Raw genomic sequence first — 18,153 nt, 5'->3', positions numbered from 1 at the left:
CTTTCATTCCCGAAGCAGACGATACGTTTCGGTGTCGTTCATGCGACGCTGTCGCTCGATCAATACTTGCGAGCCGATGGCGCGCGGCGCGCGCGGGTCGCCATACACGAACACCAGGAGGTTACTTTCTTCGAGACGGATTCCATAGAGATAGCGGAATCCGTCACCGACCGCCCCTTCAGCATTGAGGACGTTAACCACCGTGCCTGTCACGCGCTCCACATCGACGATGGGGCTGCTCCGCCTTGCAATCAGTGCACCGATTGCCAAAATGCAGACGCCCACCACAAGGCTGGTGATAATGACGCCCCGGAGGTTTTCCCGCAGCTTCAACAAGGTGAAGGCCAGCCGCGCTCTTGCCATGGTTCAACTTGCAAATCGGTAAAAGACGAAGCCATTGTCGCGCGTGACGCGCTCGATGCCGACGCGCGAGCCGATCAGATGCGGGAGGTCGTCGTAAACCAGGACCGTCGAACCGTTCTCAAGGACCAGCAGATATTGGATATTCCGCCCTTTACCCTGTCCACTTTTGATCGTCGCATCGACCGGGTCAACCGACCGGATCGGACTTGCGTCATTCGCCCATTTGTTCAGAGCCGACGGAACCATCACCGCGAACAAACCGATGAACAGGATCACGCCAAACGCGTTCCTTTTCAAATCCGCGTAAGTCCACGGCATAGACATGAATCCCCAACTGTTGATCCATGTGGTGGCCTGAAGGCCGACTTTCAATCGGCCTTCCTATTCCAGGATGTTGCTGTTGGCGTCGCCGGGCTCGCGGCCGTTACTTCGCCTTGGAAAAGGCCAGCCACAGGCCGCCGCCGACCAGGAAGCTGCCGCTGATCCTCGACAAGAGCTTGACGCGGCCGGCCGACAGCAGGCGTCCGGCGCGGCCGGCGGCCAGCGCGTAGGTCGAATCCGAGACTGCGGCGAAGATCATCGCGGTGAGACCCATGACGCCGATCTGTAACGCGTAATTGCCTTCAGGCGCGATGAACTGCGGAAAGAAGGCGCCGAAGAACACTAGCGTCTTTGGATTGCTGATCGCCACCAGCAGCCCCTGCAAAAAGAAGCCGCCACGCGGCTTTTTTGCCGATCCGTCGGCGTTCAGCTTGCCTTTCGAGCGGAACATCTGCACGCCCATCCAGATCAGGTAGGCGGCGCCGATCAGCCGGACCCACTCGAACCAGTGGCCCATGCCGGCGATCAGCGAGGTCAATCCGATGCCGACGATGGCGATCATGATGGCCAGCCCGGCCTGGGTGCCGGCAACATTGGCGAGACCGGCGCGCGAGCCGTGGCGGATGCTGTTGGCGATGATCAGCGTCACTGTCGGCCCCGGCACCAGGATGATGACGATGCAGGCGACGACGTAGGTGGCGTAGAGTTCCAGCGACATTTTTCCCTCCACAGAATGCCGCTCGTGCGGCGCGCTGTCGCGATCAATGCATGACGATGAGTTGCGTGCAAGTCGGCGAGGCGCCGACAATACGGAGCTGATTTTAGCAGGCGCCGGCCTGCCATGGCAGCGTGGCCTCATAGGCGGCAGCCGCCCTCAGCACGGAGAGGTCACCGCGCGGTCGCCCGATCAATTGCATGCCCATTGGCCTGCCCCTGGCGTCGAAGCCCGCCGGTACGTTGACCGCCGGGCAGCCGCCCAGCGTGGCGAGCGCTGAGACCTGCATCCAGCGGTGATAGCTGTCCATGGCACGCCCGGCCACTTCCCTTGGCCAGTGGGTGACGACATCGAAGGGAAAGACCTGTGCGGCTGGCAGCGCAATCAGGTCGAAACGCTCGAAGAGCGACAGCAGCATTCGATGCCAGGACGAGCGCCTCACCGTGGCGGCATGGATCTGCGGCGCGGTGAGGCGCAGTGCATGTTCCACCTCCCAAACGGCCTCCGGCTTCAGCAGACTTCGTTTCAGGAGATCGTCGTAATGCGCCTTGAGTGCACAACCGCTGCTCGCCTGGCGAAGCGTTACAAAGGCTTGCCACAGCGCTTCGAAGTCGAATTCCGGCATCAGCGGCTCGGCCTCGAAGGATACACCCGCGAACCGGCCGAGTGCTGCCTCGCAAAGCTGTAGAATGCCTGCTTCAACCGGCAGATGACCTTCGAGATCGCCGAGCCAGGCGATACGCCCGCCGGCCGCCGGCGTTTCCACCCCTTGGAGAAACGAGCCTGGCTTATCATGCGACAGCGGCGCGCGAGGATGGTAGCCGGCCTGCACGTCGAGCAGCAGCGCCATGTCCCGCACCTTACGCCCCATCGGCCCTTCGACGCCCATTTGCGCAAGAAACACATCAAGGTCAGGGCCGGCCGGCACCAATCCCTGCGATGGACGGAAGCCATAGACATTGTTGTAGGCAGCGGGATTGCGCAGGGAACCGCCAAAATCGCTGCCATCGGCAACGGGAACCATGTCGAGCGCCAGCGCGACCGCCGCACCGCCGCTCGAGCCGCCGGCGGTCAGCGCCGGGTCAAATGCGTTGAGCGTCTGTCCGAACACGGTGTTGTAGGTGTTGGAGCCGAGCCCGAATTCGGGAACGTTGGTCTTGCCGATGATGATCGCGCCGGCCTTGCGGACGCGCTCGACGAAGAAGTCGTCTTCCTCAGGCACAAAATCGGCGAAGATCGGCGAGCCGAAGGTGGTTCTCAGGCCTTTTGTCAGCGCAAGATCCTTGATCGCGATCGGCAGGCCGAACAGCGATCCGGTATCTCCACCTCGCGCCAGATGAGCGTCAGCGCTGTCGGCCTCGCGCAGGATGTCGGCACGCTCACGCAATGAAACGATAGCGTTGACCAGCGGGTTCACCGCCTCGATCCTGTCGAGGAATGCCGCGACCACTTCGCGCACCGAAAGCTGCCGGCGCCGGATCTTCCCGGCAAGCGCCACGGCAGACAGGCGGCAGATGTCGCCGGCGGGCGGCACCGCATGCTTGGTCGTCGGGCGCATGGCTGTCATCCGGCTTCAGCCTGTAGATTTCTGCAGAGCGGCATCGACGTCCCTGGCCAGCGGGATGGCCGGCTGTGCACCGGCTTTCAGGCAGGCCAGCGAACCGGCTGCGGCAGCGCGGGCAAGCGCCTGGTCGAGCGGCAGGCCGGCTGCCAGCCCGGCTGCAAAATAGCCGCAGAACGTGTCGCCGGCGCCGACCGTATCGAGCGGACTGATCTTCAGCGCCGGAACCATCAGGAGATCGTCCGGCGTTGCCGCCAGAACGCCGTCCGCGCCAAGCGTGACGACGATGGTGCGGCCGGTTCTCGCGGCATAGTCGCGCATCCGTGCCGGGCGGTCGCGGCCATTCAACGACAGCGCCTCGCCATAGAGGTCGAACTCGGTTTCGTTGGCGACGACATAGTCGGCCTTGCCGAGGAAGCCGGCCGCGTCGCCATGGAAAGGGGCGGTGTTGAGCACGGTGATCGCGGCGGCTGTCCTTGCCGCGTCGAGTGCTGCCTCGACGGTCTGCAGCGGGATCTCCAGTTGCAGCAGCACGACGTCGCCGTTTTTTACGAAAGCCTTGGAAAGGTCACCCGGCACGACCGAATCATTGGCGCCCGGCACAACGGCGATCACGTTCTCGCCGTCGGCGCCGACCATGATCAACGCGGTACCGGTCGAGGCAAAGGTCTCGCCGACGCCGGACAGGTCGATCTTGCCGTCGCGCAGCAGCGCCAGAGCCTCGCTGGCGAAGCTGTCCTTGCCGACCGCGCCGACCATGCGCACCTTGGCCCCGGCACGGGCGGCGGCCAGCGCCTGGTTGGCGCCCTTGCCGCCGGGGGCAGTAGCGAAACCGGAGCCGCGCACCGTCTCGCCGGGACCGGGCAAGCGGTCGACACTGGCGATGAGATCGAGATTGATGGAGCCGATGACGACGATCAAGAAGTGCCTCCCGCTAGCGCATACCACTCTAATTGCGCGGGAAGCTACTCCGTAAGATCGCTGCTTGTCACCCTAGCGGTCCTTGCATCGCTCCAATCGTTCCATTCGTTGGCTATTTAAGAAGAGACCTGTCCCGCCTCCCAGCCGAGGATGGCGCGTTTGCGGGTCAGGCCCCAATGGTAGCCGGTGAGTGCGCCGGACTTGCCGAGAGCCCGGTGGCACGGCACGACGAAGGACATCGGATTGGCACCGACCGCGGCACCGACAGCCCGGCTGGCACTCGGTGCGCCGATGCGCGCGGCGATCGAGGAATAGGTGCAGGCCTGGCCCATCGGAATGCGCAGCAAGGCCTCCCAGACACGGACCTGGAAGTCTGTGCCGATCATGACAACGCGCAGCGGCTGGTCGGCGCGCCACAGCGACGGATCGAAGATGCGCGCGGCATAGGGCGCCGTCGCCGCCATGTCCTCGACATAGGTCGCATTCGGCCAGCGGCTGGTCATGTCGGCAAAGGCCGCACGCTCGCCGCCGGGGTCGTTGAAGGCGAGGCCGGCGAGGCCGCGGTCCGTCACCATGATCAGCGCGATGCCGAAAGGCGAGATATGATAGCCGTAGCGGATGGTGAGCCCTGCGCCGCGGGTTTTGTAATCCCCCGGCGACATCGCTTCGTGGGTGACGAACAGATCATGCAGCCGGCCTGGGCCGGACATGCCGAGTTCGAACGAGGTTTCAAGCAGCGGCATGCCGGCATCGAGCAGCTTGCGCGCATGATCGAGGGTGACGGCCTGCAGAAAAGCCTTGGGCGACAGGCCGGCCCAGCGGGTGAACAGCTTCTGCAGCCCGGTCGGCGTCTCGCCGACCTCCTCGGCCAGCACTTCCAACGAAGGCTGGTCGCGATAGTCGAGGCTGATCTTTTCGATGGCACGACGGACGATTTCGTAGTCTCCACCTTCAGGCGTGATGTCTTTCTGAAGGATTGCTGTCGTTTTGAGAGGCATTTGGGCGTTCATGGCAGTATCTCCTTGAGTGCGAATATCGTCCTTCGCGGCGCCGATCACCACCCGAAACTTGCTTTCCCGCGGCATGTACCCAGATAGAGCTGGGCTTTGAATGGGGAGGACGGTCGTGGCTGGTGAAAAAGTAAACCTGACCGGGGCAAAGGAGACTTTGCTTTTGACACTTTACGGCAAGGCGCTGGAGAGCCGGCTGCCCAATTCGCTGCTCAGGGACTACTTTGCCGACGAGGCGGTGCGCAACATCGACTATGATTTCTCACGGCTCAAGGTCGACAACAATCTCGGCATCGGTCTAGCAATCAGGGCAAAGACGCTGGACGTCTGCGTTCAGGACTTTCTCGCCCGAAATCCTGACGCCATCGTACTGCATCTCGGGTGTGGGCTCGATACGCGCATATTCCGTATCGACCCGCCAGCCGGCGTGGACTGGTTCGACGTCGACTATCCCGAAGTCATCGACCTCAGGCGCAAGCTCTATCCAGTGCGGGATCACTACCACCTGATCGCTTCGTCGGTCACCGAACCGGGATGGCTGAACGAAGTACCTCGGGATCGCCCGGCCATAGTCGTGGCGGAAGGCCTGACTCCCTACCTGGGCGCCGAAGAGGGGCAGCAACTGTTTTCTCGTTTGGTGGGACATCTTTCGAGCGGCGAACTGGTTTTTCGATGCCTATAGTCGCCTGGGCCTGAAGATCATTCGCCTCAATTCCTCCTTCCGCGCCACCGGTGCCGAGGTCCACTGGAGCATCGAGAACCCGCGTGAATTGGAGCGAGCCGTTCCGAAGCTGCGGTTCGTCGAGGACATCCCTGCCTATAACCCGGAACATGCCGCTCGCATGCGCTGGTTCGCGAAACTGTTCGTTCGCCTTTGGAAAAACATTCCAGCATTGCGCAAGATCGGCAGGCTGTTGCGCTATCGGTTCTGAAACGCTGGCTCAGCGCGTCTTGGCGGTCGCCAGAGCGCGCGAAAATGCGGTGGCAAAACTTTCGCGGTCGTCAGGGTTGAGGAAGCCGCCGATCGAGACGGTTCTTCCTTGCGCCTCGACCGCCATTCTGGTGATGCCGATCTCGGCGTGGCGGGCGATCGAAAAGCGCGCCCAGAACGGATTGAAGCGGTGTGCTTCCGATTTGCCTGACGGGGCAGTCTTGCGGATGTCGAGGCTGGTGCGCGACACCGATACCTCCTCGCGAGCCCGGGCGGCACGATAATTGGCGCGGAAGGCGATGTAGACGGCGATCACGTCGAGGCCGAAGAAGCCGAACACCGGCCAGGCGCCGCGCGACAGAAAAAAAGCTCCGGTCACCAGCCAGCCGAACAGCAGGGCGCTCATCAATATGGCAAAGCCGGTCTTGCCCAGCGACCGGTGCGGTGTCAGCAGCGCCTGGAAAAATGGCTCGTCGGCCTGAAATGAGGCGTTTGTGTCGCTCATTGGGGAATATTATAGGAAGGCAATGACAAGCCCCAAGCCCAAAAACTCTTCTGCGCTAAAAAAAGACCTGTTGCCCGGCCGCCGCGACGGCTCGAACGTCAAGCCGCGTCCGCGGCCGGCGAGATCGCGGGCGCTTTACAGCGCGGCCGAGGTGCATGAGATTTTCCGGCGCTTTTCCGTTCAGCGGCCGGAACCGAGGGGCGAGCTCGAACATATCAACGCCTTCACGCTGTTGGTGGCGGTGGTGCTTTCGGCTCAGGCGACGGACGCCGGCGTCAACAAGGCGACGCGGGCGCTGTTCAAAATTGCCGACACGCCGCAAAAGATGCTGGCGCTGGGCGAGGCCAAGCTCGGCGACCATATCCGCACCATCGGGCTATGGCGCAACAAGGCCAAGAACGTCATCGCGCTGTCGGAGGCGCTGATCCGCGACCATGGCGGCGAGGTGCCTGAGGATCGCGATCAACTGGTCGAGCTGCCGGGTGTCGGCCGCAAGACCGCCAACGTCGTGCTCAACGTGGCATTCGGCCAGCATACGATGGCGGTCGACACGCACATCTTCCGCATAGGCAACAGGCTCGGCCTGGCGCCGGGCAAGACGCCGGAACAGGTCGAGCAAGGTTTCCTGAAGATCATTCCGGATGAATATATGCGGCATGCGCATCATTGGCTGATCCTGCACGGCCGCTATGTCTGCAAGGCGCGCAAGCCGGATTGCCCGGTCTGCGTCATCGCCGATATCTGCAAGGCCAAGGAAAAGACGACCAGCGTGCCTGCACCGCTGGTGGAGATCGCGCCGCTCGGGCCAGGAGAAGCGGCTACTGAGTCAGTGCCCGGCAAGTGACTGTGAAGTTCCTCGTATGTGGCGCCGTCCACGTTCAGGAACTCTCCTCGACGAACACCTCCTCGCGCTTCTTCCTGACCGCGGGGAGAAACACGATGACGAGCACGGCAAGCGCGATGAGGAGCAGGCTGGCGCTGATCGGCCGCGTCACGAAGGTGCTCGGATCGCCGCGCGAGAGGATCATGGCGCGGCGCAGGTTTTCCTCGAGCAGCGGGCCGAGCACGAAGCCGAGCAGCAGCGGCGCAGGTTCGCAGCGCAGCTTGGTCAGGAGGTAGCCAAGCAAGCCGAAGAGGGCGACGGCATAGAGGTCGTAGACGTTGGTGTTGACGCTGTAAACGCCGATCGAGCAGAACGCCATGATGATCGGGAAGAGCACGTAATACGGGATCGTAAGCAGTTTCACCCAAAGCCCGATCAGCGGCAGGTTCAAGATGATCAGCATCAGATTGCCGATCCACATCGAGGTGATGATACCCCAAAACAGCGCAGGTTGTTCGATGGCGACATTGGGGCCGGGCACGATGCCCTGGATGATCATCGCGCCGATCATCAGCGCCATTACCGGGTTGGCCGGAATGCCGAGCGTCAGCATCGGGATGAAGGAGGTTTGGGCGCCGGCATTGTTGGCCGATTCCGGTCCGGCGACGCCTTGGATGGCGCCCTTGCCGAATTCCCCGGGATTTTTCGAGACACGTTTTTCGACGGTGTAGGAGGCAAAGGCGGCAAGGATCGCGCCGCCTCCCGGCAAGATGCCGAGCGCCGAACCGATGATCGTTCCGCGCACGATGGGAGCCGCCATGCGCCGAAAATCTTCGCGGGTCGGCATAAGGCCGGAGATCTTTCGGATCAGCACGGAACGCTCATGCTCGTTTTCGAGGTTGCGCAGTATCTCGGCGACGCCGAAGACACCGACCGCCACTGCGACGAAATTCAGCCCGTCGGCATATTCGCGGATGCCGAGCGTGAAACGGGGTGTACCGGTGTAGATATCGGTGCCGACAAGGCCGAGCAGCAGGCCGAGCACGACCATGGCCAGCGCCTTGACGATCGAGCCGTGGGCGAGCGCGACGGACGAGACCAGACCGACAATCATCAGCGAAAAATACTCGGCAGCACCGAATTTCAACGCTATCGCCGTCAGCGGCGGGGCAAAGATGGCGACGAGGAAGGTCGACACCGTGCCGGCAAAGAACGAGCCTATCGCCGCGGTCGCCAGTGCCGCCCCGGCGCGGCCGTTCCTGGCCATCTGGTAGCCGTCGATGGCGGTGACGGCCGACGAGGATTCGCCGGGCATGTTGATGAGAATAGCGGTAGTCGAGCCGCCATACTGCGCGCCGTAATAGATGCCGGCGAGCATGATCAGGGAGGAAACCGGATCGCCGATCTGGAAGGTGATCGGCAACAGCATGGCAATGGTTGCGGTGGCGCCGATACCGGGCAGGACACCAATCAGCGTGCCGAGAAGGACACCGATCAGGCAGAAACCGAGGTTTGCCAAAGATGTGGCCGTCGAAAAGCCGAGTGCGAGATTGTTGAGGAGTTCCATTTCATCTCCTCACAATGATAGGGGCAGCCACGGGCCGAAACGCCGGAACGGCAGGCCGAGTGCGTAGCTGAAGATGACGAACGCGAACAGCGTCAGGCCGGCCGACAGCACGAGCGCGGTCAGCGGCTTCATGCGGCCGCTGGCAAACGATGCGATCAGCGCCGTCAGGAAGATCGATGGGATGAAGCCGAGGCCGCGCACCGTCAGGCCGAAGAAGATCGGAGCAGGCAGGATGAACAGCATGCCGCGCCACGCAATGTAACCGATCGGCTCGCTCTCGAAGCGCACTGCCTCGACTAGGATGACGGCGCCGAGCAGAATGAGCACGATCGCCAGAACCAGGGGGAAATAGCCCGGCCCCATGCGAAAGGCGGTGCCGATTTCGAGGCCCAGCGACTGCAGCGCGAAAAAGGCGCCAATAAAGATCAACAGCGCGGCGCATATACCGTTGGTTCTGTCGATTGCGAAAGGTTTCATGGCGTCCTCCCGGCCCGCCTCACGGGTGTGCCGATGCCGGTGTAAAAACGGGGCGCTGGCGGCGCCTCGTTAAAAACCTTCAGTCGGCGTACTGGCCGGCCGCTTCGATGATCGGCTTCCAGCGCGCAATCTCACTTTCCAGCTTGGCCTTGAGCGCGGCCGGCGTGGCATCGGCCTCGGGCGACGGCTTGGTGCCGAGTTCGGCAAATCGGGCGACGACGTTCTGGTCCTTCAGCGCCACCTGCAGAGATTTCGACAGGCGTTCGGTGATCTCGGCCGGCGTGCCCTTCGGTGCATAGATGCCGTGCCAGATGCCGACCTGCACCTGGGGAAGACCGGCCTCTATCGTCGTCGGCACGTCCGGCAGCACGTCTAGCCGTTGCGGCGAGGTTACGGCATAAGCCTTGATCGTGCCGCCCTGGATCTGCTTGGTGGTATTGGTCGTCTGGTCGCACATGATGTCGACCTGGCCGCCGAGAAGATCGGTCATGGCCGGACCGGTGCCCTTATAGGGTACGGTGACCAGCGGCGTGCCGATGGCGCTCATAAACAGCATGCCGCACAGATGCGAGGCGGCACCGATCCCGGCATTGGCAACGGTGATGCTGTCCTTGTTGGCCTTGGCGTAGTCGACCAGCCCCTTCAGATCGGTCGGCTCGAGGTCCTTGCGGCCGACGATGGTCATCGGCACCTCGGTGACGAGGCCGACATATTCGAATGCGTTCAGCGTGTCGTAGGCGAGCTTTCTGTAGAGCGTAGCACTTGTCGCCATGCCGATGTGATGGAGGAGCAGCGTGTAGCCGTCAGGCTCGGCATTTGCGACGCGGCCGGCGCCCAGTGTGCCGCCGGCGCCGCCGACATTCTCGACGATGACCTGCTGGCCGAGGTCCTTCGACATGGCTTCCGCGACAAGACGCGTGACGGTGTCAGTAGGGCCGCCGGCCGAAAACGGCACGACAATGGTGATGGTGCGTTCGGGGTAGGTCTGCGCGCCAGCGGCCGGCGGGTAAAGCATGGCGGCCGCAGCGACAGCCAGCGCGGCGATGAATTTTCGCATCGTGTTTCCTCCCAGGATATGATTGCCAACCGCTGCGCGGAGTTCCTCTCAAAACCGACTGTAGATGGAGCAATAACTAGCGCAACCCGACAAATGACAATCGGGCTCAAACGGCAAACTGCACGTCTATCCGCGCAAATGAGTGGGAAGGCTGGGCCGTGCGATGCCCTTCCTCCAACCTATGCTAGTAGCCATAGCCGCGCGCCATCGCCGCCGCGAACACCGGGATCAATAGGAAGATCAATGCCTCGGTGTGGACATAGGTGCGAACGGACGTTAGCTCCGCCGCAGGCACCTGGAAGCCGGGATTGGCGACTACCTCCCTGTTCCAGGACAGGAAACGGATGGTCGGGATAATCGACAACAGGCCGACAATGGCGAAAGCGGCCATCTTTTCCCAGAACATCCAATTGTAGACGTAGAATTCCCAGCCTTTCAGACCATAGACGACGCGGCCGATGCCGACGACGATGATCAGCATGGCAATGATGCCGTAGTGGCGGTCGATGCCGACGAGCCGCTTCAGCGTCGCGGCGGACAAGTCGCTGCGGATCAGGACGAATTCGGCGCCGATGATGCCTGCCAGCGAAAACACCAGCAGATGATGGAAGATGGCAAGCACAAGGTCGGTGGTGTCCATGCTGTTCCCCTCTGTCGGACGGCAGCGCCGAAACCCAACGCGCCTGAACCAGTACTGGAGAAAAACTAACACCGCCTGGCAGGATTCACATCAGCCTGGAAGATGATCTACACAGCCTTGGCTCTTGTTTTTCGCAACGGATTTGGATTTCCCGTCTCGGGCGTGTCGCTGTCCCCACTTTTGGAAGACCTGCATTAGGCACCGGCAACACAACCGAGACATGATCATGGCCAGTCCGCATACAATTGTCGCCCCAGTGATTGAGACCTCGCGCACGGTCCTGCGGCCGCACCGGCTTGACGATTTCGACGCCTATGTCGCAATGTGGGCCGATCCCGTCGTCACCCGCTTTATCGGCGGCAAGCCGCGCACGCGGGAGGAAAGCTGGATGCGCTTCCTGCGGCATGCCGGCCTGTGGTCGCTTCTGGGCTACGGCTTCTGGGCGATCGAGGAAAAGGCGACCGGCCGCTTCATCGGCGAGGCCGGCTTTCACGATCTGAAACGCGACATGACGCCGTCGATCGAGGGCATTCCGGAGGCCGGCTGGGCTCTGGTTTCGGGCGTGCATGGCCAGGGGTTGGCCAGCGAAGTCGTCGCACGGGTGCTTGCCTGGGGCGACGAGACGTTCGGCGCCGCGAAGACCGTCTGCATCATCGATCCGGAAAACACCGGATCGCTGAACGTCGCGGCAAAATGTGGTTATGGCGAAGTGCTGCGAACCGTCTACCAAGGCAAGCCGACCATCCTGCTGGAGCGGCAACCCTGACGGATGCTGTTTGGCACTGCCTGCCACGTCGTCTTCGGGCGTCCGGTTCGCCAGCCTGAAAATCGCGCAGGCCGATTGCCGCATGCGGAGTGTTCTGTCTTTGACAGGAGGACGCAAACTCTGCATGAATTTTGTCGAGCGGGTCTGAAGTCAGGCCACGTTTCTGGCAGGCACCGGAGGAGGTGTCGCGATTTGGAGGAATCCCATGCTGAACAGACGCCGATTCTTGATGAGCACCGCGGCAGCAGGTGCTGCCGGACTCGCGCAATCGCATTTTATCCCCGCCTTCGCGCAGGACGCGCCGCAGCTGCAGATTTTCGTGCCAGCGGCGCCAGGCGGCGGCTGGGACCAGACGGCGCGCGCCATGGACCAGGTGCTGCGCAGCGAAAAACTGATCTCCGGCTCGCAGATCACCAATGTCGGCGGCGCCGGCGGTACTGTCGGCCTGCCGCAATTCGTCAACCAGTGGAAGGGCAAGGGCAATGCGCTGATGGTGGCTGGCATGGTCATGGTCGGCGCGATCATCGCCAACAAGGCGGCTAACAACCTTACCGAGGTCACGCCAATCGCCCGCCTTACTGGCGAGTTTGAGGCGCTTGTGGTGCCGGCCGCCTCGCCATTCAAGACTGCGGCCGACTTTGTTGCCGCCCTCAAAGCCGACCCGACGCAGGTTCCGGTCGCCGGCGGTTCGGCTGGCGGCTCGGACCACATCTTGTTCGGCCTCATCGCCAAGACCGTCGGTGTTCCGGCCACCAATCTCTCCTATGTGCCGTTTGCCGGCGGTGGCGAGGCGCTCTCGGCGCTGCTCGGCAACCAGGTCGCGGCCGGCATCTCCGGCTATGGCGAGTTCGCCGAACAGGTCAAGGCGGGTGCGCTGCGGCTGCTGGCCATCTCCGCAGATAAACGCCAGGAGGGAATCGATGCGCCGACGATGAAGGAAGCCGGCATCGATGTCGAGCTGTTCAACTGGCGCGGCGTCTTCGCACCGCCCGGCGTCTCGGACGCCGACAAGGCAGCAATGATCAAGCTGATCGAGACCATGGCCAAGAGCGACGCCTGGGCCACCGAATGCAAGAACCGCAACTGGACGCAGATCCTGCTCACCGGTGACGATTATACGAAATTCGTCGCCGAAGACACGGCCCGCATCGGGACGATACTCAAGGACCTCGGCCTGGCGTGATGCTCTCGGCAAGGGGCGGCCTGCGCCAACCCTTGCCGACTTTCGCCAGCCGCATGGACATACGCGGCGCCGGAGGTGAAACTACGCCGAGATCGGCCGAGTGAGACCGGTCTAAGGAGAACCGGCCCCAAGGGACCGATATTGGGAGGACGATGATGAGCACCAGCGACCAGCCGGCGCCGCCGCGCCTTGCAGTGCCCGAACTGCTGATCGGCGTCGGGCTCCTCGCCTGTGCCGGTGCGGTTGCCTGGCAGACGCTGGCAATCCCGGTGTCGCCGCTCTATTCCAAGGTCGGTCCGACCGTCTTTCCCTACATCACCATGACCGGGATGGTGATCCTGTCGCTGCTGCTCATCATTGCCGCCTTGCGGGGCGGCTGGCAGCCGGAGGACGAAAAGGAGACGCCGACCGACTGGAAGGCGATGGGCATCGCTGCCCTCGGACTGATCGCCAACCTCGTGCTGATCCAGCCGCTCGGCTTTACCGCTGCATCTGTCGTCATGTTCGTTCTCATCTGCCACGGTTTCGGCAGCCGGCGTCCGCTGCGTGACGTGCTGCTCGGGCTGATCCTGGCGCTGGCCGCCTATTTCGGCTTTGCCAGGGCGCTTGGCGTCAATATCGGCGCCGGCTTCATCGAAAACCAGCTGAACGCGATCGTCGATTCGGTCGTTGCCATGCTGAGGGGCTGACGCCATGGAAACGCTCGGCCATCTCGCGCACGGATTTTCGGTCGCCTTCTCGCCGATCAATCTCATATGGTGCCTGGTCGGCACCACGCTGGGGACTGCGATCGGCGTGCTGCCCGGCCTCGGGCCGGCACTGACCATCGCGCTGCTGTTGCCGATCACCTACCAGGTGGCACCGGAGGCGTCGTTCATCCTGTTTGCCGGCATCTACTACGGCGCCATGTATGGCGGCTCGACGACATCGATCCTGCTCAACACGCCTGGCGAAAGCGCCACCATCGTCACCGCGCTGGAAGGCAACCGGATGGCCCGCTCCGGCCGCGGCGGTGCGGCCCTGGCAACCTCGGCGATCGGCTCCTTCGTCGCTGGCACGCTGGGCACGATCGGCGTTGCCTTCCTGGCGCCGATCGTCGTCAAATTCGCGCTGGCCTTCGGCCCGGCCGAATATTTCTCGCTGATGGTGCTGGCTTTCATCACGGTTTCGGCAGTGCTCGGCTCGTCGTCGGTGCGCGGCCTGACCAGCCTGTTCGTCGGCTTCGTTGTTGGCATGATAGGCGTCGACCTGCAGACGGGGCAGCCGCGCTTCACCTTCGGCACGAGCGAATTGCTCGACGGCGTCGACGTCATCGTCGTCGCCGTTGGCCTGTTCGCCGTTGGCGAGACGCTTTACATGGCCTCGCGCCGCTATGCCGGCAAGGACGATATCGTGCCGTTGAAGGGCTCGCTCTACATGACCGCAGCCGAATGGGCGCGCTCGTGGAAGCCATGGCTGCGCGGTGCCCTGATCGGCTTCCCGATCGGTGCCATGCCGGCCGGCGGCGCCGAAATCCCGACCTTCCTGTCCTATGCGATCGAGAAGAAACTCTCCAGACACAAGGAGGAGTTCGGCACCGTCGGCGCCATCGAGGGCGTTGCCGGGCCGGAGGCCGCCAACAATGCATCCGCGGCCGGCGTGCTGGTGCCGATGCTGACGCTCGGCCTGCCGACCTCGGCGACGGCCGCGATCATGCTGTCGGCATTCCAGAGCTACGGCATCAATCCCGGGCCGCTGCTGCTGACGACACAGGCCGACCTGGTGTGGGGGCTGATCGCCAGCCTGTTCATCGCCAATGTCATCCTCGTCGTCCTCAACCTGCCGCTGATCGGGCTTTGGGTGCGATTGCTGAAGATCCCGGCGCCGCAGCTCTATGCCGGCATCCTGGTGTTCGCCACGGTCGGCACCTACGGCATCTCGCAATCGCCGATCGACCTCGTCATCCTCTATCTGCTCGGTGCCGCCGGCTTCCTGATGCGGCGTTTCGATTTCCCGACCGCGCCGGTCATCATCGGCATGATTCTCGGGCCGCTTGCGGAAACGCAGTTCCGCCGCGCGATGACCATCTCGAACGGCGATTGGACGGTGTTCTACAAGCATCCGCTGTCGCTGACGCTGCTGACGCTGGCCTTCATCGGGCTGGTTGGACCGCATATCTGGGCCTACATCGAGCACAGGCGCATGCGTGGACCGGAGCACGTGCCGGGCGATGCCTGAGCTGTTCGTGACGTCATGACAGACCTGCTTTCCGGCATCCGCGTTCTCGACCTGACCAATGTACTGGCCGGCCCCTATTGCGCCTACCAGCTGGCGTTGCTCGGGGCCGACGTCATCAAGGTCGAGACGCCGCAAGGCGGTGATCTGGCGCGCCAGCTCGGCGCCTCTCCGGAGCTCAACCGGGCGGGCATGGGCGCTTCGTTCCTGGCGCAGAATGCCGGCAAACGCTCGGTGGCGCTCGATCTCAAGCAGGAGGCCGACCGCGAACGCTTCCTCGATCTGGTCGCTTCGGCCGACGCGCTGGTCGAGAATTTCCGCCCCGGCGTGATGAACCGGCTGGGGCTTGGCCATGCCAGGCTGAAGGAGGTCCGGCCAAGCCTTGTCTACTGTGCGATATCGGGCTTCGGCCAGACCGGGCCGATGCGCGACAATCCAGCCTACGACCAGATCATCCAGGGTCTTTCCGGCATCATGAGCATCACCGGTACACCGGAAACGGCGCCGCTGCGTGTCGGCTATCCCGTCGCCGATACGCTTGGCGGGCTGGTCGGAGCCTTCGCCATTACCGCCGCACTGGTCAAGCAGAAGACGACTGGCGAGGGCGCGTTCCTCGACGTGTCGATGCTCGAATGCACGCTTTCTGCGCTCGGCTGGCCGGTGTCGAACTATCTGACGGCGGACGTCGAGCCGCAGCCGATGGGCAATGAAAACATGACGGCCGCACCGTCTGGCGCGTTTCGCACCGGCGACGGCTTGCTCAACATCGCCGCTAACAAGCAGGAGCAGTTCGTCGCGCTCTGCCGATTGATCGGCCGGCCGGAGCTGGCCTCGGATGTCCGCTTTGCCGAGCGCGAAACGCGCAAGCAGAACCGGATCGCATTGAAAGCGCTGATCGAGGACGCCCTGGCGAGCGGCTCTGCCGCCGCCTGGGAGGAGACGTTCAATCGCGCCGGCGTGCCGGCCGGCCGGGTGCTGACGATCCCGCAGGTCCTGCAGGAGCAACAGGTGGTCGAGCGCGGCATGACGGCACGCTTCCAGGCTGTGTCCGGGATGGCCAGGCCGCTGACCGTGGTGCGCGGCGGCTTCATGGTCGATGGCGAGGCACCTTTGCCGAGCAGGCCGCCGCCGGGGCTCGGCGAGCATATGGACGAGGTTTTTGCCGGCCTGCCGCCGCGTGCCAGGAAAAGAGCGAAGGCATGAGCGGAACGCAAAACAAGACTGGTCGCGGACGCGGCGAGGAATGGTGGCAGACCGGCATCATCGAGATGCGCCCCGGCGTCATCCGGCTGCGCGGCTATGAAATCCAGGATCTGATCGGCCGCGTCAGCTTTCCGGCAATGATCTGGCTGATGCTGCGCGGCGAACTGCCAAGCGAGGAGCAGGCGGCGCTGCTTGGCATCGCGCTGGGTGCTGCCGTCGACCACGGGCCGCAGGCGCCGTCGATCGCCATCGCCCGTATGGCGATCACCTGCGGCGTCGGCATCAACAGCGCCATGGCATCAGCCGTCAACGTGCTTGGCGATGTGCATGGCGGCGCCGGCGAACAGGCGCTTTCCTTCTACGGAGACATCGCTGCCGAACTGGACGCCGGCATGCCGCTTGCGGACGCCGTGTCGGCGCGGCTCGATCGTTTCCTTGCCGGGGAAAACGGCTATGTGCCCGGGCTCGGCCATCGTTTCCATCCGGTCGACCCGCGGGCGCCCCGCCTCATCGAGCTAACCCACGACTTTGCCGCGCGCGGCATCGTCAGCGGGCGCTTCGCCGACATCGCCGAGGCGATCGAGGCCGAGGTGGCGCGGCGCAAGGGCAAAAAAATCCCCCTCAATATCGACGGCGCCACGGCCGTCATCTACGGCGAGCTCGGCTTTCCGCCGCCGCTGACGCGCGGCCTTTTCGTGCTGTCGCGCTCGGTCGGTATCCTCGCACATGCGTGGGAACAGTCGCAGGAAAGCGACCGCAACAAGGGGCCGCTGCCGCGCGAATGGCTGTGGGCCTATGCCGGCACGCCGGCGCGGCCTCTGCCCGAGGAAGACGATGGCAGTCAGTGAGGCATCGGTTCAAGAGACGGCGGCGGCGGGCGCTGGAATCAATTCCATCCCGACACAGTCGGGACAGGCCTCCATCTTCTATTGAGCGGGATCTTTTCCGAACGCCGGACTCTGCTTTTTGGGATTATGCTCCAGCTCGGCAATCCTGATGTTCCTCACCAGCGCCGAAAAATCCGGCTCGTCGATGAGCAACGCCGCGTCGGCTGGTGCCAGCCATGCCCGCTGCCGCCTCCTGGCTTCCTGCCAGTCGGCAAGTTCCTCGGTTACTTCCAGCAAATAGACGACGACGTCGACACGGACGAAGCGGTTTGCCAGCCGCTTCCAGTAGGAATAGGTGCCGGCCGGTTGTTTCAGTGTCTTGCCGAGAACGCCGGCTTCTTCCTGTGCTTCGATAGTGGCCGCCTTGCGGCCGCTCTTGCCCTTCATCGGCCAGCCCTTCGGCACGATGAAGCGCCTCGTCGTTCGCGATGTGACGAGCATCACCTCGACTCCGCCATGCCCATTCAGCCGAAAGGGGATCGCCGCGACCTGGCGAACCCCGTCGCCCTTCCTTGCCTTGCGTACAACCTTCTTCTTGCTGGCTGCCATTCGATAATCCAGTCGAATCGGTGCCCAGACGGCAAGGGCAGCGTTGCAAACTCGCCCGCTTTCAATGGGGCGCAGGCGGAGCGGTTTCCCCAGTATATAAGTCGGCTAAATAAATGAAAGGGACCGGTCGTCAGCGGCAAGAGCTGACAAAGCCGCTCCCCGGCGGCAGCAACTGGCAAGTTGGCCTCATCTGCGGCACCTCCTGCCGTTGCGGTATTGGGATTTGGCGATCCTGGGCACGGTACTGCTGTTGCTGCTGCTGGTATTGCTGCCGACGCAGCCTGTTCTCCAACATCTGCAACTGGTCCTGCTGGATCAACACGTTGCGGTCGGCGGGACTGACGACCTGTGCCGATGCAGCAGGATTTACGCCCGACAGCATCGCCGCAGTCAGCATTGCCGACCCTAAAAACGTCAATAGACGAAGCCGTGACATCCATTCATTCCCGCACAAACCGAT

At 63.3% G+C, this 18,153-nt stretch carries 21 protein-coding genes; 8 read left to right on the top strand and 13 right to left on the bottom strand.

Going from position 1 to position 18,153, the window contains the following annotated elements; translation table 11 throughout:
- Positions 1–3 precede the first annotated feature (3 nt).
- The 6 genes from NKJ55_RS01205 to NKJ55_RS01180 all read right to left on the bottom strand — a co-directional run bounded on the left by NKJ55_RS01205 (position 4) and on the right by NKJ55_RS01180 (position 4,891).
- Complete coding sequence (locus NKJ55_RS01205; protein ID WP_352448318.1) at positions 4–363, bottom strand: hypothetical protein; 360 nt, start codon at positions 361–363, stop codon at positions 4–6.
- Positions 364–366: 3 nt separating this feature from the next.
- On the bottom strand, positions 367–735 hold the full coding sequence (locus NKJ55_RS01200) for a hypothetical protein (RefSeq protein WP_352448317.1): 369 nt from the start codon (positions 733–735) through the stop codon (positions 367–369).
- A 52-nt stretch (positions 736–787) separates the two neighbouring features.
- A complete protein-coding gene (locus NKJ55_RS01195; RefSeq protein WP_023675274.1) occupies positions 788–1,402 on the bottom strand; it encodes a LysE family translocator in 615 nt (204 codons plus the stop codon).
- Positions 1,403–1,505: 103 nt separating this feature from the next.
- Positions 1,506–2,966, bottom strand: a complete 1,461-nt coding sequence (locus tag NKJ55_RS01190) for an amidase (RefSeq protein WP_352448316.1) — start codon at positions 2,964–2,966, stop codon at positions 1,506–1,508.
- Between the two features lie 6 nt (positions 2,967–2,972).
- Positions 2,973–3,881 (bottom strand): ribokinase, encoded by a 909-nt coding sequence (locus tag NKJ55_RS01185; protein ID WP_352448315.1) that lies wholly within the window; start codon positions 3,879–3,881, stop codon positions 2,973–2,975.
- A 116-nt stretch (positions 3,882–3,997) separates the two neighbouring features.
- Positions 3,998–4,891, bottom strand: coding sequence for a methylated-DNA--[protein]-cysteine S-methyltransferase (locus NKJ55_RS01180; protein ID WP_352448314.1), 894 nt, complete (start codon positions 4,889–4,891; stop codon positions 3,998–4,000).
- Between the two features lie 115 nt (positions 4,892–5,006).
- Between NKJ55_RS01180 and NKJ55_RS01175 the strand changes: the two genes are divergently transcribed.
- Positions 5,007–5,573 carry a class I SAM-dependent methyltransferase gene (locus tag NKJ55_RS01175; protein ID WP_352448313.1) on the top strand — a complete coding sequence of 189 codons (567 nt, stop codon included), beginning with the start codon at positions 5,007–5,009 and terminating at the stop codon, positions 5,571–5,573.
- A gap of 259 nt (positions 5,574–5,832) precedes the next feature.
- Here the strand turns inward: NKJ55_RS01175 and NKJ55_RS01170 are convergent, their stop codons facing one another.
- Positions 5,833–6,327: a DUF2244 domain-containing protein gene (locus NKJ55_RS01170; protein WP_352448312.1), complete on the bottom strand. Its 495-nt coding sequence runs from the start codon at positions 6,325–6,327 to the stop codon at positions 5,833–5,835.
- A gap of 22 nt (positions 6,328–6,349) precedes the next feature.
- Between NKJ55_RS01170 and nth the strand changes: the two genes are divergently transcribed.
- Positions 6,350–7,171, top strand: coding sequence for an endonuclease III (gene nth, locus NKJ55_RS01165; RefSeq protein ID WP_352448311.1), 822 nt, complete (start codon positions 6,350–6,352; stop codon positions 7,169–7,171).
- A gap of 34 nt (positions 7,172–7,205) precedes the next feature.
- Here the strand turns inward: nth and NKJ55_RS01160 are convergent, their stop codons facing one another.
- From NKJ55_RS01160 to NKJ55_RS01145, 4 genes are all read right to left on the bottom strand, one after another.
- Positions 7,206–8,717 (bottom strand): tripartite tricarboxylate transporter permease, encoded by a 1,512-nt coding sequence (locus tag NKJ55_RS01160; RefSeq protein WP_352448310.1) that lies wholly within the window; start codon positions 8,715–8,717, stop codon positions 7,206–7,208.
- 9 nt (positions 8,718–8,726) lie between these two features.
- On the bottom strand, positions 8,727–9,194 hold the full coding sequence (locus NKJ55_RS01155) for a tripartite tricarboxylate transporter TctB family protein (protein WP_352448309.1): 468 nt from the start codon (positions 9,192–9,194) through the stop codon (positions 8,727–8,729).
- Between the two features lie 79 nt (positions 9,195–9,273).
- The gene (locus tag NKJ55_RS01150; protein WP_352448308.1) at positions 9,274–10,251 is read right to left on the bottom strand and encodes a tripartite tricarboxylate transporter substrate-binding protein; all 978 of its coding nucleotides are present in this window, start codon (positions 10,249–10,251) and stop codon (positions 9,274–9,276) included.
- Between the two features lie 184 nt (positions 10,252–10,435).
- Positions 10,436–10,891: a DUF2214 family protein gene (locus NKJ55_RS01145; protein ID WP_352448307.1), complete on the bottom strand. Its 456-nt coding sequence runs from the start codon at positions 10,889–10,891 to the stop codon at positions 10,436–10,438.
- Between the two features lie 226 nt (positions 10,892–11,117).
- On the opposite strand from NKJ55_RS01145, the gene NKJ55_RS01140 reads away from it, so the two are divergent.
- The 6 genes from NKJ55_RS01140 (at position 11,118) to NKJ55_RS01115 (ending at position 17,105) form a co-directional block, all read left to right on the top strand.
- On the top strand, positions 11,118–11,657 hold the full coding sequence (locus tag NKJ55_RS01140; protein ID WP_352448306.1) for a GNAT family N-acetyltransferase: 540 nt from the start codon (positions 11,118–11,120) through the stop codon (positions 11,655–11,657).
- A gap of 205 nt (positions 11,658–11,862) precedes the next feature.
- Positions 11,863–12,840 carry a Bug family tripartite tricarboxylate transporter substrate binding protein gene (locus NKJ55_RS01135; RefSeq protein WP_352448305.1) on the top strand — a complete coding sequence of 326 codons (978 nt, stop codon included), beginning with the start codon at positions 11,863–11,865 and terminating at the stop codon, positions 12,838–12,840.
- A gap of 155 nt (positions 12,841–12,995) precedes the next feature.
- Positions 12,996–13,529 (top strand): tripartite tricarboxylate transporter TctB family protein, encoded by a 534-nt coding sequence (locus tag NKJ55_RS01130; RefSeq protein ID WP_352448304.1) that lies wholly within the window; start codon positions 12,996–12,998, stop codon positions 13,527–13,529.
- A 4-nt stretch (positions 13,530–13,533) separates the two neighbouring features.
- Entirely contained in the window at positions 13,534–15,057 is a 1,524-nt protein-coding gene (locus NKJ55_RS01125; RefSeq protein ID WP_352448303.1) for a tripartite tricarboxylate transporter permease, read from the top strand.
- Between the two features lie 15 nt (positions 15,058–15,072).
- Complete coding sequence (locus tag NKJ55_RS01120) at positions 15,073–16,257, top strand: CaiB/BaiF CoA transferase family protein (protein ID WP_352448302.1); 1,185 nt, start codon at positions 15,073–15,075, stop codon at positions 16,255–16,257.
- Positions 16,254–17,105: a citryl-CoA lyase gene (locus NKJ55_RS01115; RefSeq protein WP_352448301.1), complete on the top strand. Its 852-nt coding sequence runs from the start codon at positions 16,254–16,256 to the stop codon at positions 17,103–17,105. Before NKJ55_RS01120 ends, NKJ55_RS01115 begins: the two co-directional genes overlap by 4 nt.
- Before the next feature lie 78 nt (positions 17,106–17,183).
- On the opposite strand, the gene NKJ55_RS01110 is transcribed toward NKJ55_RS01115, so the two are convergent.
- The gene (locus NKJ55_RS01110) at positions 17,184–17,693 is read right to left on the bottom strand and encodes an NUDIX hydrolase (RefSeq protein WP_352448300.1); all 510 of its coding nucleotides are present in this window, start codon (positions 17,691–17,693) and stop codon (positions 17,184–17,186) included.
- A gap of 130 nt (positions 17,694–17,823) precedes the next feature.
- Positions 17,824–18,129 carry a hypothetical protein gene (locus NKJ55_RS01105; protein ID WP_352448299.1) on the bottom strand — a complete coding sequence of 102 codons (306 nt, stop codon included), beginning with the start codon at positions 18,127–18,129 and terminating at the stop codon, positions 17,824–17,826.
- Positions 18,130–18,153: the final 24 nt, after the last annotated feature.

This window comes from Mesorhizobium sp. M0106 (assembly GCF_040322715.1).
Taxonomy (GTDB): Bacteria; Pseudomonadota; Alphaproteobacteria; order Rhizobiales; family Rhizobiaceae; genus Mesorhizobium.
The sequence above is the reverse complement of the archived record's forward strand: the minus strand, read 5'-3'. Positions and strand labels throughout refer to the sequence as shown.

Bases quoted from the DNA above. Each gene is read 5' to 3' on its own strand.
- NKJ55_RS01120 (WP_352448302.1), top strand. From the start codon at position 15,073: ATGACAGACCTGCTTTCCGGCATCCGCGTTCTCGACCTGACCAATGTA.
- nth (WP_352448311.1), top strand. From the start codon at position 6,350: ATGACAAGCCCCAAGCCCAAAAACTCTTCTGCGCTAAAAAAAGACCTG.
- NKJ55_RS01145 (WP_352448307.1), bottom strand. From the start codon at position 10,891: ATGGACACCACCGACCTTGTGCTTGCCATCTTCCATCATCTGCTGGTG.
- NKJ55_RS01105 (WP_352448299.1), bottom strand. From the start codon at position 18,129: ATGTCACGGCTTCGTCTATTGACGTTTTTAGGGTCGGCAATGCTGACT.
- NKJ55_RS01170 (WP_352448312.1), bottom strand. From the start codon at position 6,327: ATGAGCGACACAAACGCCTCATTTCAGGCCGACGAGCCATTTTTCCAG.
- NKJ55_RS01180 (WP_352448314.1), bottom strand. From the start codon at position 4,891: ATGAACGCCCAAATGCCTCTCAAAACGACAGCAATCCTTCAGAAAGAC.
- NKJ55_RS01135 (WP_352448305.1), top strand. From the start codon at position 11,863: ATGCTGAACAGACGCCGATTCTTGATGAGCACCGCGGCAGCAGGTGCT.
- NKJ55_RS01140 (WP_352448306.1), top strand. From the start codon at position 11,118: ATGGCCAGTCCGCATACAATTGTCGCCCCAGTGATTGAGACCTCGCGC.
- NKJ55_RS01125 (WP_352448303.1), top strand. From the start codon at position 13,534: ATGGAAACGCTCGGCCATCTCGCGCACGGATTTTCGGTCGCCTTCTCG.
- NKJ55_RS01155 (WP_352448309.1), bottom strand. From the start codon at position 9,194: ATGAAACCTTTCGCAATCGACAGAACCAACGGTATATGCGCCGCGCTG.
- NKJ55_RS01130 (WP_352448304.1), top strand. From the start codon at position 12,996: ATGAGCACCAGCGACCAGCCGGCGCCGCCGCGCCTTGCAGTGCCCGAA.
- NKJ55_RS01150 (WP_352448308.1), bottom strand. From the start codon at position 10,251: ATGCGAAAATTCATCGCCGCGCTGGCTGTCGCTGCGGCCGCCATGCTT.
- NKJ55_RS01205 (WP_352448318.1), bottom strand. From the start codon at position 363: ATGGCAAGAGCGCGGCTGGCCTTCACCTTGTTGAAGCTGCGGGAAAAC.
- NKJ55_RS01160 (WP_352448310.1), bottom strand. From the start codon at position 8,717: ATGGAACTCCTCAACAATCTCGCACTCGGCTTTTCGACGGCCACATCT.
- NKJ55_RS01195 (WP_023675274.1), bottom strand. From the start codon at position 1,402: ATGTCGCTGGAACTCTACGCCACCTACGTCGTCGCCTGCATCGTCATC.
- NKJ55_RS01190 (WP_352448316.1), bottom strand. From the start codon at position 2,966: ATGACAGCCATGCGCCCGACGACCAAGCATGCGGTGCCGCCCGCCGGC.
- NKJ55_RS01110 (WP_352448300.1), bottom strand. From the start codon at position 17,693: ATGGCAGCCAGCAAGAAGAAGGTTGTACGCAAGGCAAGGAAGGGCGAC.
- NKJ55_RS01115 (WP_352448301.1), top strand. From the start codon at position 16,254: ATGAGCGGAACGCAAAACAAGACTGGTCGCGGACGCGGCGAGGAATGG.